A 13,675-nucleotide genomic window follows, 5' to 3' on the forward strand; every position below is an offset into this window, starting at 1 on the left:
TTTTAGACACACAAATTTAATACTGAATTAAACAAAAAAACGCATAACTAGTAAGTTGTCCTATTTGTATTTAACTAAATAATGTATTGAATAGTTTGATGTTTTTTTTCTGTAATTACAAAACTTAAGTAAACTCTACAACTCCTATAATGCAAGCCTAAAACCGCCAATAAAACTTGCCTTTGTAAAAAATTAAATTAACTTCGAAAATAATTAAATGTTGATATTACTTATTAAACCGATGTCGTATCACATGGCAATCAGCAAATATTTAAAATAAAACCGCAAGACCTCTCGAATAAAATAAATATTCAAGCATTTTAGGTTCAAACAGATTAATAAAGTAGATAAAAGAATGGAGCATTTTGATACAATAGAATGGAGTGTAATTTGGAGTATTATTAAAGATATTGTAATGCCTCACACATGGATATTAACGTCTCAAACACTTATTTTTTTATTTTTTGGCTTTATTCTATCCATTTTCTACATTATTATTCTAAATAAGAAAAAAGTTTTAACGAGAAACCCAAAATATTACAATTGGGCAGTAAAAGTATATATACCAACACTTATTGTTGGATTTTTGTTTGTTTTTGGATATACCGGCTTTATTACAGGTGTATATAAAGTTATGAATAAAGAAAAAGAGACTATCGTCTCTAGTGTTTATAATCATGTTCTGAAACTATCTTTTGAATCAGAGAATAGCAAAAATGAATTTATTGTTAATTTACAGATATCAGCAATAGTGGTTAAAGGAGGTTCAAAGGTCTTGTTAGCCTCTCTAAAAAAAACAACGTCGGAATATAATTCAGGATACTCAATTATAGATGACAATAAAAACAAATTAGCCAACTATTTAATTGATAAGTATGCAGATGATATTTACAAAATAGTGATCTATGGTATGCTTGATGCAACTGGAGCTAAAGCTAATATTAATATTGAAGAAGAATTGACTTATGACGATTTTAGTACTGGAATGGATCTCTTATTGGATTTAGATTACAAAGATATTGAGCAAGGAATAAAAGACAAACTATTGATATGGTTTGATGATTTACTATACAAACAATATAAATCGTTACTTTATACTCAATTAATTTTATTGCTTATTATTATGAGTCTACCTCTAATCGAATTTTTAATTTATAAAAAATGGATAGAACCAAAATACCCTAATCAACTTATAAAAAAGCAGAATCTCTAGCGCTACATTTACTAACCATGTTAAAAAAAAGAAAGGATTAACTGCTAAACCAAAAACCTCTAATTCTCTGCGCTTAATTAACCATAATTAAACCGTTATAATAGTTTTGAAACATAAAAAAAGCACAACCAATAGTTGTGCTTTTTTTATATAAACCTTTTAAGAAACAATACTTATTATCTAGAATAGTTTGGTGCTTCTTTTGTAATAGTAACATCGTGTGGATGACTCTCATTAATACCTGAAGCGGTAATTTTAACAAAGCGTCCTGTATCTTGTAAAGTAGCCACGTCTTTTGCACCACAATACCCCATACCGGCTCTTAATCCACCTATAAACTGGTGTAAACTTTCATATAAATCACCTTTATAAGGGACACGTCCCACAATACCTTCTGGTACTAGTTTTTTAATATCGTCTTCTACATCTTGGAAGTAACGGTCTTTACTACCTTGCTTCATCGCTTCCACAGATCCCATACCTCTATACGATTTAAACTTACGTCCTTCGTATATAATGGTTTCGCCAGGACTTTCTTTTGTTCCTGCTAGTAATGAGCCTAACATAACTGTATCTGCTCCTGCTGCCAATGCTTTAGGAATATCTCCCGTATATCTAATTCCTCCATCTGCAATTACTGGTACACCACTTCCTTTTATTGCTGCTGCGACTTCTAGCACGGCACTAAATTGAGGAAAACCAACACCTGCAACTACACGAGTTGTACATATAGAACCTGGTCCAATACCAACTTTTACGGCGTCTGCTCCTGCCTCAACTAAATACTTAGCTGCTGCTCCTGTTGCTATATTACCAACAATAACGTCTAATTTCGGGAATTTTTTCTTGATTTCTTTTAACACATTTACCACACCTTTAGTATGTCCGTGTGCTGTATCAATGACTATAGCATCTACTCCTGCACTTACTAAGGCTTCTGCACGCGCTACTGCGTCTCCAGTAACTCCTATTGCTGCTGCAACACGTAAACGACCAAAAGTATCTTTGTTTGCTATGGGCTTCTGTGTTACTTTAGTAATATCTCTAAAGGTAATTAAACCTTCTAGCTTGTTACCTTCAACAATTAAAAGCTTTTCAATTTTATGTTGTTGTAATATTTTTTCAGCAGCTTTTAAAGAGGTTCCTACTGGTGCTGTTACTAGATTTTCGCTAGTCATAACCTCAACAATTGGCCTGCTTTTTTCATGTTCAAAACGTAAATCACGGTTGGTTACAATCCCTTTAAGCATACCGTCGGCATCTACAATCGGAATTCCTCCAATACCATGCTCGCGCATCGCATTATTAGCATCGGCAACAACTGCTGTCATTGGTAACGTAACAGGATCTATGATCATACCGCTTTCCGCACGTTTTACTTTACGTACTTTAATCGCTTGTTGCTCAATAGTCATGTTTTTATGTAACACACCAATCCCCCCTTCTCTAGCCATGGCAATAGCCATTTGACTTTCTGTAACAGTATCCATAGCTGCAGAAACTATTGGTACGTTAATGGTAATGTTGCGTGTAAATTTTGATTGAATGTTGACTTCGCGAGGAAGAACATCTGAGAAAGCAGGAACTAAAAGGACGTCATCATAAGTTAATCCTTCGCCTACTATTTTATTTTCGTGTGCTGTCATTGCAATTGGAATTAATTGCGCGTAAAGATATATATAATTATGTTATTAATACCGTTTTTTATGATATAGAATCTAAAATAACTACAATTAAAACAACTGATTGGTAACCGAATAAACACAATCTTAAATTAATTATTAAGATTTAGTCTAAATAACTTGGATTGCATGATTAGTACAAATATATTTGCAGCTCTATTTTTATTCATTCTAAATAAAAACAAATTATAAAATGAAAACCAACGTATTAAAAACAACCGCTGCAATCGCCCTAACATTATCACTTTTTTCTTGTGGTAACGATGATGACGCTACAACAGAAAATATTAATGTTGTCAGTAAAACTGACGTAACAACTAACTATGGTAACATTGTATACCAAACGTATTTAGACAGCTACAATAGCGCTGTAGACATGCAAACTTCGATCAATGCCTTTGTAACAACTCCAAACCAAGCTAATTTTGATTTAGCAAAAACCGCCTGGTTAGACGCTAGAGAGTTTTATGGATTAACCGAAGCTTTTAGAGAATGTAATGGACCTGTAGATACAGAATCTGATGCGTGGTCATTAGGTACCGAAGGACAAATGAATGCTTGGCCAATAGACGAAAGTTATATCGACTATGTTGCTGCTGGGACAGAGGACTATGCTAACGATTACGACAGTATTATAGGTGACGACAGTATTACTATTGATCAGTCAACTATAACTGGATTAAACGAAGATATTAACGATAAGTCTATAAGTACTGGATGGCACGCTATTGAGTTTTTACTTTGGGGACAAGACAACACAATGCCAGTGGACGACTTACCAGGAACAAGAGCATTTACAGATTATACAACTGCCGATCATGCAGACAGACGCGCTCTGTATTTACAAACAGCAACCAATTTACTAGTTAACGATTTAAATGCTTTAACAACGACTTGGTCTCCAGGTGGGACTTACAGAGTTGTTTTTGATAATTTAAGCGACGATATCGCTTTAACACAGTTAATTAATGGCGCCTTTTTTATTGCTGGTAACGAGTTAAGCTATGAACGTATCTTTACTCCTGTAGATTCTACCGATGGTATTGGTGGATTAGGTCAAGAAGACGAACATTCTTGTTTTAGTGACAACACACATCGTGATATATATGCTAATGCAAAAGGGGTTTATAATGTTGTCTTTGGAGACTATAACGCTATTACTGGCGCTTCGTTTTATGATTTAGTAAAACAAGCTAATCCTACTCAAGCAGCGACTTTAAAAGCTGCTGCTGAAAATGCAATGGATAAAGTGAATGCTATTGGGAATAACACACAACCTTTTGATTATTTGATAACTTTAGAAAGCTCTACAGATTCTAACTTCGGAATTGTCATGCAAAGCGTGCAAGCGCTTCAAGATTGGGCTGACGAAATTAGCGCGTCTGCTGATGCTATAGGAATTAGTCTATAAATACCACCTCTTTTTAAAGTTAAAAAAAATCTCGAATTTAGTTTCGAGATTTTTTCTATTTAAAACAATTACACTATGAAATACAAATTACCCTTAATTTACTTATTTCTTTTAATCCTATTTAATTGTAGTGATGATGACAATTATCAACCTGTACCCGACTCCGCTTCCAACTATGAAGAAGGAGAAGAATTATTAACTGGTGTGTTAGGGGTCAACTCCACAAGTAGTAATGCATTTGGTTTTGAAATTGATGGCCTATCATTTCAGCAACTAGCGGTATTTGCTTCTGGAAACTCGTTATTTAATCAAACTTGGGTTTCTGCTCCCGCTTCGACAACAGCCAGAGATGGTATAGGGCCGACATTTAATGCCCGTGCTTGTGCCAGTTGTCACTTTAAAGATGGACGCGGTAGCCCTTTAGTTAATGGTTCCAATTCTAGTGGTTTTTTAATGCGTATTAGTCTAAATGGACAAGATGCTAATGGAGATGCTATTCCTGTCCCTGGTTATGGTTTACAATTACAAGATCAAGCCAATAATGGTATTGCCTATGAAGCCAAAATAAATATTACCCATGAAGCCGTAAACGGAACTTTCGCCGATGGAAGTACCTATCAACTACAAAAACCCATTTACACTTTTCAAGATGAACAATTTGGCGCTTTAACTGGCGTTAACACATCGCCTAGAATCGGACAACAAACAATAGGTTTGGGGCTGATATCTGCTTTACCAGACATTGAAATCACTAAATTTGAAGATAGCAACGATAGTGATAATGATGGAATTTCAGGACGTGCCAATTTTGTTTATAATTATGATACCAATGCCATCGCTTTAGGCCGATTTGGATGGAAAGCCAACGCACCAACATTAAGACAACAAGTTGCTGGTGCTTTTCATGGTGATATGGGATTAACTACCTCTATTTTTTCTGAACAAAACTGCCCATCCCCTCAACAAGATTGTTTTGACGCTCCCAATGGTGGTACTCCTGAGGTTACGGATAGCCAACTAGAAAAAGTTATTTTTTATCAAGCCCATTTAGCAGTACCAAATCGGCGTAATTATTTAGACGCGGATGTACAACAAGGAAAAGTCCTTTTTAACCAACTTAATTGTATTGCTTGTCATGCCATAAACCAAAAAACAGGGACCGATGCAGAAAGTGAATTGTTAGAAAATATAACGATAAAACCCTATTCAGATTTCTTATTACACGATATGGGAGACGCTTTAGCAGATAACCGATCAGATTTTAATGCCAATGGTAACGAATGGCGTACGCAACCACTTTGGGGTATTGGGCTAATCTCGACAGTTAACAACCACACCAATCTCTTACACGACGGTCGTGCTAGAACTATTGAAGAAGCTATTTTATGGCATGGTGGAGAAGCCGAAACTAGTAAACAAAACTTTAAAAATCTAAATGCTGAAAAGCGTCAACAGTTGATCGCTTTTGTAAATTCCTTATAATTATGATAAAAAAAGCCAAAGTATTAATTATTCTATTACTTATTTTTAGCTGTAATAGTGATGATGATCAGCAAGAAGAACCAGCATTTAATGTCATGGCGCTTTTAAACGATATCACTACCCAACAAATACTACCTAACGTAGACACTTTTGTTACAGAAAGCACGACTCTAAATTCAGCCATACAAACCTATCTAACGACCTATACAGAAACAGACCTTATCTTGGCCCAAAACCAATGGAAAGTAACGGCTAAAGCATATGCTAAGGTATATGCCTTCAATATTGGTAGTATCAGAGATCAATTTATGCACTTAGCATTATATAACTGGCCTACACTACCTAGTGCTTTAGAAAACGTAATCACAAATAATGATGCCATTACTGCAGAATTGATGGCCACTTTAAGTCCACAAATAAAAACACTATCGGGCTTAGAGTATTTACTATTTGAAAATGACGCCACGACATTAAATTCACAATTTACAAATTCGGTAAAAAGACAAAATTATTTAAAATTTACAGCGTCAGAATTTCAGGCTCAAGCCGAAAGACTGCAAGGTATTTGGAATGCCCCCGAACATTACGCCAATACATTTATTACTAATAACGACACAGGAATAAGAGCGTCTTTTAATATCTTATTTAATGGGGTGTACAACCTTATCGATACCGCCAAAATAACTAAAATAGGAAAACCTGCTGGTTTAGAAAACTCTCAGGCCACCAATCCAGACGAGACGCAAGCTTATTTTAGTAGCCTATCGTTGGCTATTTTAAAAGAAAACATGACTAGTGTTAAAGCTGTCTATTTTAATACCGAGGGCGTTGGTATTGCCGACTATGTTTTTCATATTATTAAAAATAATGATTTAAACACAGCTATTCAAAATAAAATAGAAGACGTACGTACCGCTATTGATGCTATACCTGTACCGCTTTTTGATGCTATAACCTCTCATCCCGATCAAGTGGAACACTTACATACGGAATTAGATGCTTTAGGCGTTTTGTTTAGTGTAGATGTTAGAAGTATACTCTCTATAATTATTACCTCTACAGATAATGATGGAGATTAAATAAAAAAAAAGACCACTTTTAAGTGGTCTTTTTCTATCTAAGTTATAAAATAATTACTCTTTATATAAATTAAGCTTGGGCATTTTGTGGCGCCCATTGCGAGCATAGCATATTTGGTGCTGCTTTTTGTGGATTCGCACAATTTGCAGACTCATAACGCGCACAAGTACCGCAATTAGGATCATTTTTTAAAGCGGCTAGCATTTCAAAACTATCACAAGTATAATTATCACTGACTTTTACGGCGTGTACTTTACACACTTCATTTTCAGTTAAGTTTTCACAATTCACACAACTATTTCCTATTCTAATCGACATAATTTCTTTTTTTACGTTAATACAACTCTAATATAAGAAAACAATAAACTAAAACCGAGTCAAAACAACTGATAAACAACAGTTTGTATTTAGACTGTTTTAAAATAGATTAAAAAACTAAAACTTAACTTCTAACGTCGCATAAAAGTTTCGGTTAGCGGATGGAATAATTCCTGGTCCAGGATATCCAGTAGCACGTCTTGTAAAATAAGCCGTATCCAAAAGATTATTGACTCCTGCTTCTAGCTTAAATTGTTTGTATTTATAAGACATAGACACATCTAATACATCATAAGCTGGTATTTCTCCAATAACACCACTTAAATTACCTTCGATTGCATTTGAAGAATCTGTAAATTGAGACGACAAGTACGTGTATTGTATGTTAGACAAAAAATCTTTGTATCCCAATCTAACGCCAGTTTTAAAATTATAGTTTGGTATAAACTCTACCTTATTACCCTCTACTCCCACTTCGTCAGACTTTGTGTACTCTGAATCTACGTATGAAAAGTTAACATAATAATTAAAAATATAATCTTCGTTTTTAAGCAGTAGACTTTCTAAATTAAATTCTACTAAACTCTCAATACCATACATCATAGCATCTCCAACATTTCCTCTTTCAGTTTTAATACTTGTATCTTCTAAAACACGTTGTATAAAACCGATTCTATCATTATAAAATAAACTAAATCCACTTACGTCATAAGATATTTTATTAGAGAGTTTACCTCTTATTCCACCATCTACAGTAAACCCACTTTCGTCATCAATATCTGGACTAATTATAAACGCTGGATTATTTATGCTGATATCAGAAAAAGTAACTGACCTGTAGTTTTGAGATAGGTTTCCGTAGACCTCAAAACTATTACTTGATTTATAACTTGTACCTAAACCAAGAAGGACAAATGAGCGCTCTCTAGTTAAGTCATCTTCATTATATTCGTTTAAAATGACATTACCTGCTCCATCAGTATTGATTTGTCTGTAAAAACCATCACTTTGGGTATTAATATATTCAAATCTAAAACCAGGCGTAATAGATAGTTTATCATTTAGATACACAATATTTTCTCCAAAAATAGCCACGTTTAAGTTAGGATAAGTAAAACTAGATTGATTACTATAATTAGGAAATGTATCATACTGAAAATCAAAGTTGGGATCAGTCCCATCACTCCCTGGACCTTGTTCTGAAGTATTTTCCGCTTTATAAAACTTAGCACCTAATAATCCTATAGATTTTTTATCAAACAAAGTATAATTAGTTAATACCCTAGTTTCAAAACCAAAATTATCAAATTCGCCTTTAATTAAATCTCTGACACCATTACTATCGCCTTGATCCACACGATTAGATCTGTACCCCAACGCATCTCTTGAAGCATTTAATCCAAACGCATTAAAAGTAAAATTGGTATTTTCAGAAAATTGATGGGACAGTTTTAAATTATACAGTAACCAATCTACTTGAAACCAGTTACGTGCACGATTACTTTGATATGGATCCTCTTCAAACATAGCATCGTTTAGTCCACCTCCTTGTTTCGCCAAATACCTTAAATACGTTACTTCACCTTCCAACTTTGTATCCTCATTAAACTGATACCCTAAATGCGCATAAAAATTCTTAGATTCAAAATTTGAATTGTCCCTAAACCCATCTCCTTTTTTGTAATTAAAAAACGTATAATAGCTAAATTTCCCTTTAGTACCACTCGCACTAGTAAAGTTGGTATATAAGCCATTACTTCCTACTGTATTTCTGGTAATTACCTCTAATTCTTTTTCGGTATTTGGTGTTTTCATTTTAAAATTAACCAAACCTCCAAATTGTGTCCCATATTGTAAAGATGCAGCTCCTCTTACAATTTGTATTTCTTGTAAAGCTTCTGCTGTTGGTGTGTAATAACTCTCTGGATAACCTAACACATCCGCACTAATATCATAACCATTTTGACGCGTATTAAAATTAGCAGTTCTGTTAGGATCCAAACCACGACCACCAATATTTAACTGCAATCCTGCATCATCATTCTGGTAAATATTTAATCCTGCGACTTGACTGTATAATTGTCTTGCGTTATTGGCTCCTAGATTAGCCATAGATTGGTCTACTAACACCACTTCTGTCTTTTTTCCTGCATAAATAGCAGTCTCTTCCACATCGTCAAGTTGTTTTAAACTAAATAATTTTGCTTTTCTAACCGTAATTTCGACTTCAGACAGTGTGGTTTCGGCTAAAGGCGATAATGTAATCTTTATATCCTGTTGTGTGCTTGTATTAATTGTTTGCTCCAATACTTGGTATTCGTAATTGAAAAAAGTCAACACTAAAGTCTCTTTGTCTGTTTCCAATGTAAAAAAACCATTAGTATCAGACTTCGTTAATAAGCCAGAGGTTTTATCGTACACGCCAACATCCCTCAAGGTTTCTCCTTGTTGGTTTATAATAGTACCCGTAATTTGCTGTTGTGCTAACATGCTAAACGCAGATAACATCAATAATAGTAATAGGTTATAGTCCTTTAATTTCATCTGTAAATGGTAAAATCCAATGTTTATGTTTAAACGATTCTTTTTCTTGGTACAAATTTACGTTATCATCAATAAATAATTGACTTAATCGCCCATTTAAAGCTACGTAACTTTTGACATACACCTGCACACCTTTATGGCCTTGTTTTGTAAAATGATCTCCTAAATAATGTGCATATTCTAATATAAAATCTGGCTGAGCGCTCATTTGCTTCTCCTGCAAAGACGTTAAAAAGTCCGAGTTATTAACCAAAAAGGCCTTCCCTTTTTCATCTTTAATTTTAAACGTGCTGTTTCCCATTTTTTCCATCAACATCACACGCCATGACAAACGATACCCCTCTTCCGTCCAAAATAACTCGCCTGGATATAATAGGTATCTAAATGGGAGTACTAGTTGTAACACAAAAAACACGCCTAGTATTGGTAGTACAAATTTGCGATACCTTACTTTATAATTCGTTTTATAATTTATAGGGGTCGCTTTCGCGGAAATAGAGCCTAGCAACCGCTTGATTTTATTTATTATTTTATGATGAAATGGTGCCTCAAAAAATATTAACGCACTAACAATCATAACAAACGGAAACATCCCAATAGGAAACAAAATACGTGTAAACACATGGAAGAAAACAACGAGTATAAAAGCTGGAATACGTGTCTTTTTGTAAAGCAAGAAAAACGGAATTAACAAATCATACAGCATCCCAGACCAGCTCATCGCATAATGAAACCACTCTTGTTGCATTAATGTGTCGCCAATTAAAGGTAAATCGTATTTAGAGGGTAACCATATTTTTAGTGGTTGTGCCCTAAGCAACCAATCGCTATTTATTTTAGCCAATCCTGCATAAAAATAGACGATACCTAATAATAACTTAATACTATCAACACACCATTTAGGGATTGTATTAAAAGCTATTTTAGATTTAAAATTATCTAAAGAAAAGTAAGCATTAGCAGGTAAAAAAATCATTAAAAAGCTAAGTATGCTTATAAAATAGTAATGATTTAAATATACCGTTTTATCCATCAACTCTATATAAGTAAAGCTGAGGAAAAAAGTTATTATCGCTAATCTGTATTTATAACCTATAGCCACGAAAATGGCAGATAGACCACATATTAAAAATAATAAATAAGTGTAATTACCTAAAACTTGAACCCACTCAAAACCATAATATTTGAAATGAAATTTTGGTTGAATATATACCGTTTCAATCCATCCTTTTAACCAATAACGAAGCATGCCGTAACACATCATTATTCCAAAGCCAATCCTGAACACTGCTAAAGTAGCTGCATCCGTAGTTTTATTTAGATATGTTTTTAAGCTAAAATTCATTTTACAAAAAAAGGTTGATTTATTACAATCAACCTTTGATAAATTTGTGTTATATAGTATTAATCACCATCATTATCATTATAAAGTGGATCTACGCGTACTTGAAAAGCAGCAAACATATCTACCTTAAATGAAATATTAACTAACTGTAAGGCATCATATGCTTCTCTCACTTTTAAAAAATCAGTTTCAACTTGAGTTTTAATATCTACATTTAAAACTTCAAGCTTAGCTCTGGCATCATCAATTCTACTATTAATAAGTGTTGCTAAATCTGTTCTATCTAACTCCACTAAATAAGAATAAAATCCTTCACCTATTGGAGATGTACTAGCTGCTCTACCATTAAAAATATTTTGTATATTATTTAAAGCTATAATAGCAAGCTCTCTTGATGATTCTCCATTAAAAATTGCTTCTGCATTATTTGGTAAAACACTTGAAGCGAAAACTCCTGATGGTGTACCTATTTTATTAGATCGAAGTATTCTTTCAAAATAAATCATAAAATCATTTATAAACATATTAGTAGCACTAGTATCAGTATTTGATGTACTGCTTATAAATGTTGATCTGTAATTTGTTGTCCAATCTGTAAGCACAGAGTCGGTAAGTGTTTGCATAGCTTCAATCAAATCTGTTAAATACGTTATGTATTTTACATCTTGATATTTGTTTAATAGCTCTGTGTCAGAGTCTGCTAAACCATAAAGCATATAATCTAATGCAGGAAACCCAACTGCATCATTATTATTGCTATGCGCTAAGTCATAGTTTCCGTTTTCAATATTGCTTTCAATATTAACTACATCTGTAGGAAATACATTCATTTGGAAACGATAGCTTATAACTTCGGCTTGACCGATATCAAAAGGTTCTACTAATTGCCATTTTTTATAAGCCTCTAACCAAGCTGTTCTCAAATTATCTAAATTAACCTGATCTGGACTAGCAACAAAAATTGAGTTAGCGTCAGATAAAATTTCTAAAGAGGCTTTTAAGTTTTGAAAACTTGGTATTATAATATTATCTGCTAAGTTGGTTTGCATGGCAGCTCTATTATAATTATCTACAACACCATTATCATTAGAATCATCAGATTCTGTACATGCTGCTACTAGTACAAATACCGCAAAAATGTAAATTAACTTTTTCATAATCAATAATTTTCTTTTCAATTTGCAAAAATAAGAAATAGTAGCCATTTATAAAAAATGACTACTATTTTAAATGTAATTAGTTATTAACTTCCAGCTTGGGCTGTTGTAAAGTCAAATTCTGCAGATATTGTATCTGAGATTAAATCTATAGTTTCAGGAGTAATATCCCAAAAACCATTACCTACCATTAACTGACTTGTTAATGCTTCTACTTCAGTTTTTGTAAAGTAAGGCTCCGTTGTACCAGGTTTTCTTGTAAATTGTAAGCTATAAATAAATCCATAAGCTTCTGACAATGCATGAAACGCTGATGCTTTATCTGTCTCTAAATTGTTTTTACTTTGTTGTAAGTAGTAAATTCCTCTAACAGCTAAAACCATAGAAATTTTACTTCTAATAATAGCAACTTGCTCGTCACGTAAATCGTAATCTTTAGCTACAATTGCAGCACGACCTAATTTAAAAGCATTGTAAACGTCTAAAGCAATACCAGAAAAATCAGCATCATCATTTACTTTAGATAAATATTCATTTAAAAATTTATCCGCTTCTAATACAGGTACTGCAGGGTTTAATTCGCTACCGTATAAATAACCATAAGCTTCATCCCACTTATGTTCCATTGTTGTATAATTGCTATCACCATCTAAAACATCAGCATCGTTATTTGCGACATTATCGGCAGCGTCTAAAACAGCTGTACTTAAATAGTTATTTAAAATTTGGTCTGTCATTAACGCACCAATTAAACTTTTTGCAAAGGCTTGATTATATTCTAATCCTTTGGCATTGATATAGCGTGTAGATCCACCTCCTGCTTGTTGTAATTGCCCAGCGAAACCTGCAGTAGCAATAGTTGCCCAATTTGGAAACACCTCAGTCACTTGACTTGAGATATACCCATCAAACGTAGCTTTGATACTTCCTGCATCTGTTGTATTTGCAGAGAAAAAATCTGTAGATGCGGCTACTTTACTTTTTACACTTTTATCTGAAGCATTTAAATCGGCATCAGAAAAATCGTTTGCACCTTCTTCATGAGCAAACATAGCCTCTAAAGTTGCTTCTGTATTAGCTGTATTTACTAGACCTGAAACAATCTCTTGTGCCATTTGAAGACGTGTTGTTTGTCCACTAAAACTAACACTTGTGTTTCCGCTTCTCTCAAAAGTATAAGTATCAGGAGCTGTTACACCACTTGTAGGTGTTACATTTCCTCCATCGTCGTCACTAGAACATGAAGTTAAAGCTAAAGTGGCTAATGCTGCTAATCCGAATGCTAATTTTTTCATTTAATATATTATTTTGTTTCTATTATTATTTAGACCAATTACAAATAGACTTGTAATTTTGATGCAAAAATAAAAATGAAAACTAACGCACACAAGTTTATTTAGACTAAATTCAAATAAAAACAACAAAAATAATTTAATAGACTGT

The 13,675-nt window shown here is 33.5% G+C and carries 10 protein-coding genes; 4 read left to right on the top strand and 6 right to left on the bottom strand.

Translation table 11 applies throughout. The features are described from left to right. Positions 1-355: 355 nt before the first annotated feature. Positions 356-1,213, top strand: a complete 858-nt coding sequence (locus E9099_RS00995; protein WP_136581890.1) for a hypothetical protein — start codon at positions 356-358, stop codon at positions 1,211-1,213. A gap of 176 nt (positions 1,214-1,389) precedes the next feature. Here E9099_RS00995 and guaB read toward each other — a convergent pair whose 3' ends face one another. Beyond that, positions 1,390-2,859 carry an IMP dehydrogenase gene (gene guaB, locus E9099_RS01000; protein ID WP_136581891.1) on the bottom strand — a complete coding sequence of 490 codons (1,470 nt, stop codon included), beginning with the start codon at positions 2,857-2,859 and terminating at the stop codon, positions 1,390-1,392. A 229-nt stretch (positions 2,860-3,088) separates the two neighbouring features. Between guaB and E9099_RS01005 the strand changes: the two genes are divergently transcribed. From E9099_RS01005 to E9099_RS01015, 3 genes are all read left to right on the top strand, one after another. Continuing rightward, positions 3,089-4,306, top strand: coding sequence for an imelysin family protein (locus E9099_RS01005; protein ID WP_136581892.1), 1,218 nt, complete (start codon positions 3,089-3,091; stop codon positions 4,304-4,306). Positions 4,307-4,381: 75 nt separating this feature from the next. Further along, the gene (locus E9099_RS01010; RefSeq protein WP_136581893.1) at positions 4,382-5,788 is read left to right on the top strand and encodes a di-heme oxidoredictase family protein; all 1,407 of its coding nucleotides are present in this window, start codon (positions 4,382-4,384) and stop codon (positions 5,786-5,788) included. A 2-nt stretch (positions 5,789-5,790) separates the two neighbouring features. Beyond that, the gene (locus E9099_RS01015) at positions 5,791-6,867 is read left to right on the top strand and encodes an imelysin family protein (protein WP_136581894.1); all 1,077 of its coding nucleotides are present in this window, start codon (positions 5,791-5,793) and stop codon (positions 6,865-6,867) included. A gap of 70 nt (positions 6,868-6,937) precedes the next feature. Here E9099_RS01015 and E9099_RS01020 read toward each other — a convergent pair whose 3' ends face one another. From E9099_RS01020 to E9099_RS01040, 5 genes are all read right to left on the bottom strand, one after another. Further along, the gene (locus E9099_RS01020; protein ID WP_136581895.1) at positions 6,938-7,186 is read right to left on the bottom strand and encodes a hypothetical protein; all 249 of its coding nucleotides are present in this window, start codon (positions 7,184-7,186) and stop codon (positions 6,938-6,940) included. Positions 7,187-7,303: 117 nt separating this feature from the next. Beyond that, positions 7,304-9,730, bottom strand: a complete 2,427-nt coding sequence (locus E9099_RS01025) for a TonB-dependent receptor family protein (protein ID WP_136581896.1) — start codon at positions 9,728-9,730, stop codon at positions 7,304-7,306. Further along, positions 9,711-11,075: an HTTM domain-containing protein gene (locus E9099_RS01030; RefSeq protein WP_136581897.1), complete on the bottom strand. Its 1,365-nt coding sequence runs from the start codon at positions 11,073-11,075 to the stop codon at positions 9,711-9,713. Before E9099_RS01030 ends, E9099_RS01025 begins: the two co-directional genes overlap by 20 nt. 59 nt (positions 11,076-11,134) lie before the next feature. Next, positions 11,135-12,232: an imelysin family protein gene (locus E9099_RS01035; protein WP_240788929.1), complete on the bottom strand. Its 1,098-nt coding sequence runs from the start codon at positions 12,230-12,232 to the stop codon at positions 11,135-11,137. A gap of 86 nt (positions 12,233-12,318) precedes the next feature. After that, on the bottom strand, positions 12,319-13,527 hold the full coding sequence (locus tag E9099_RS01040; RefSeq protein WP_136581898.1) for a DUF4856 domain-containing protein: 1,209 nt from the start codon (positions 13,525-13,527) through the stop codon (positions 12,319-12,321). Between the last annotated feature and the right edge of the window lie 148 nt (positions 13,528-13,675).

Origin of the sequence: Psychroserpens sp. NJDZ02 (genome assembly GCF_004843725.1) — a bacterium.
Taxonomy (GTDB): domain Bacteria; phylum Bacteroidota; class Bacteroidia; order Flavobacteriales; family Flavobacteriaceae; genus Olleya.

Bases quoted from the DNA above. Each gene is read 5' to 3' on its own strand.
- E9099_RS01030 (WP_136581897.1), bottom strand. From the start codon at position 11,075: ATGAATTTTAGCTTAAAAACATATCTAAATAAAACTACGGATGCAGCT.
- E9099_RS01035 (WP_240788929.1), bottom strand. From the start codon at position 12,232: ATGAAAAAGTTAATTTACATTTTTGCGGTATTTGTACTAGTAGCAGCA.
- E9099_RS00995 (WP_136581890.1), top strand. From the start codon at position 356: ATGGAGCATTTTGATACAATAGAATGGAGTGTAATTTGGAGTATTATT.
- E9099_RS01040 (WP_136581898.1), bottom strand. From the start codon at position 13,527: ATGAAAAAATTAGCATTCGGATTAGCAGCATTAGCCACTTTAGCTTTA.
- E9099_RS01025 (WP_136581896.1), bottom strand. From the start codon at position 9,730: ATGAAATTAAAGGACTATAACCTATTACTATTATTGATGTTATCTGCG.
- E9099_RS01010 (WP_136581893.1), top strand. From the start codon at position 4,382: ATGAAATACAAATTACCCTTAATTTACTTATTTCTTTTAATCCTATTT.
- E9099_RS01020 (WP_136581895.1), bottom strand. From the start codon at position 7,186: ATGTCGATTAGAATAGGAAATAGTTGTGTGAATTGTGAAAACTTAACT.
- E9099_RS01005 (WP_136581892.1), top strand. From the start codon at position 3,089: ATGAAAACCAACGTATTAAAAACAACCGCTGCAATCGCCCTAACATTA.
- guaB (WP_136581891.1), bottom strand. From the start codon at position 2,859: ATGACAGCACACGAAAATAAAATAGTAGGCGAAGGATTAACTTATGAT.
- E9099_RS01015 (WP_136581894.1), top strand. From the start codon at position 5,791: ATGATAAAAAAAGCCAAAGTATTAATTATTCTATTACTTATTTTTAGC.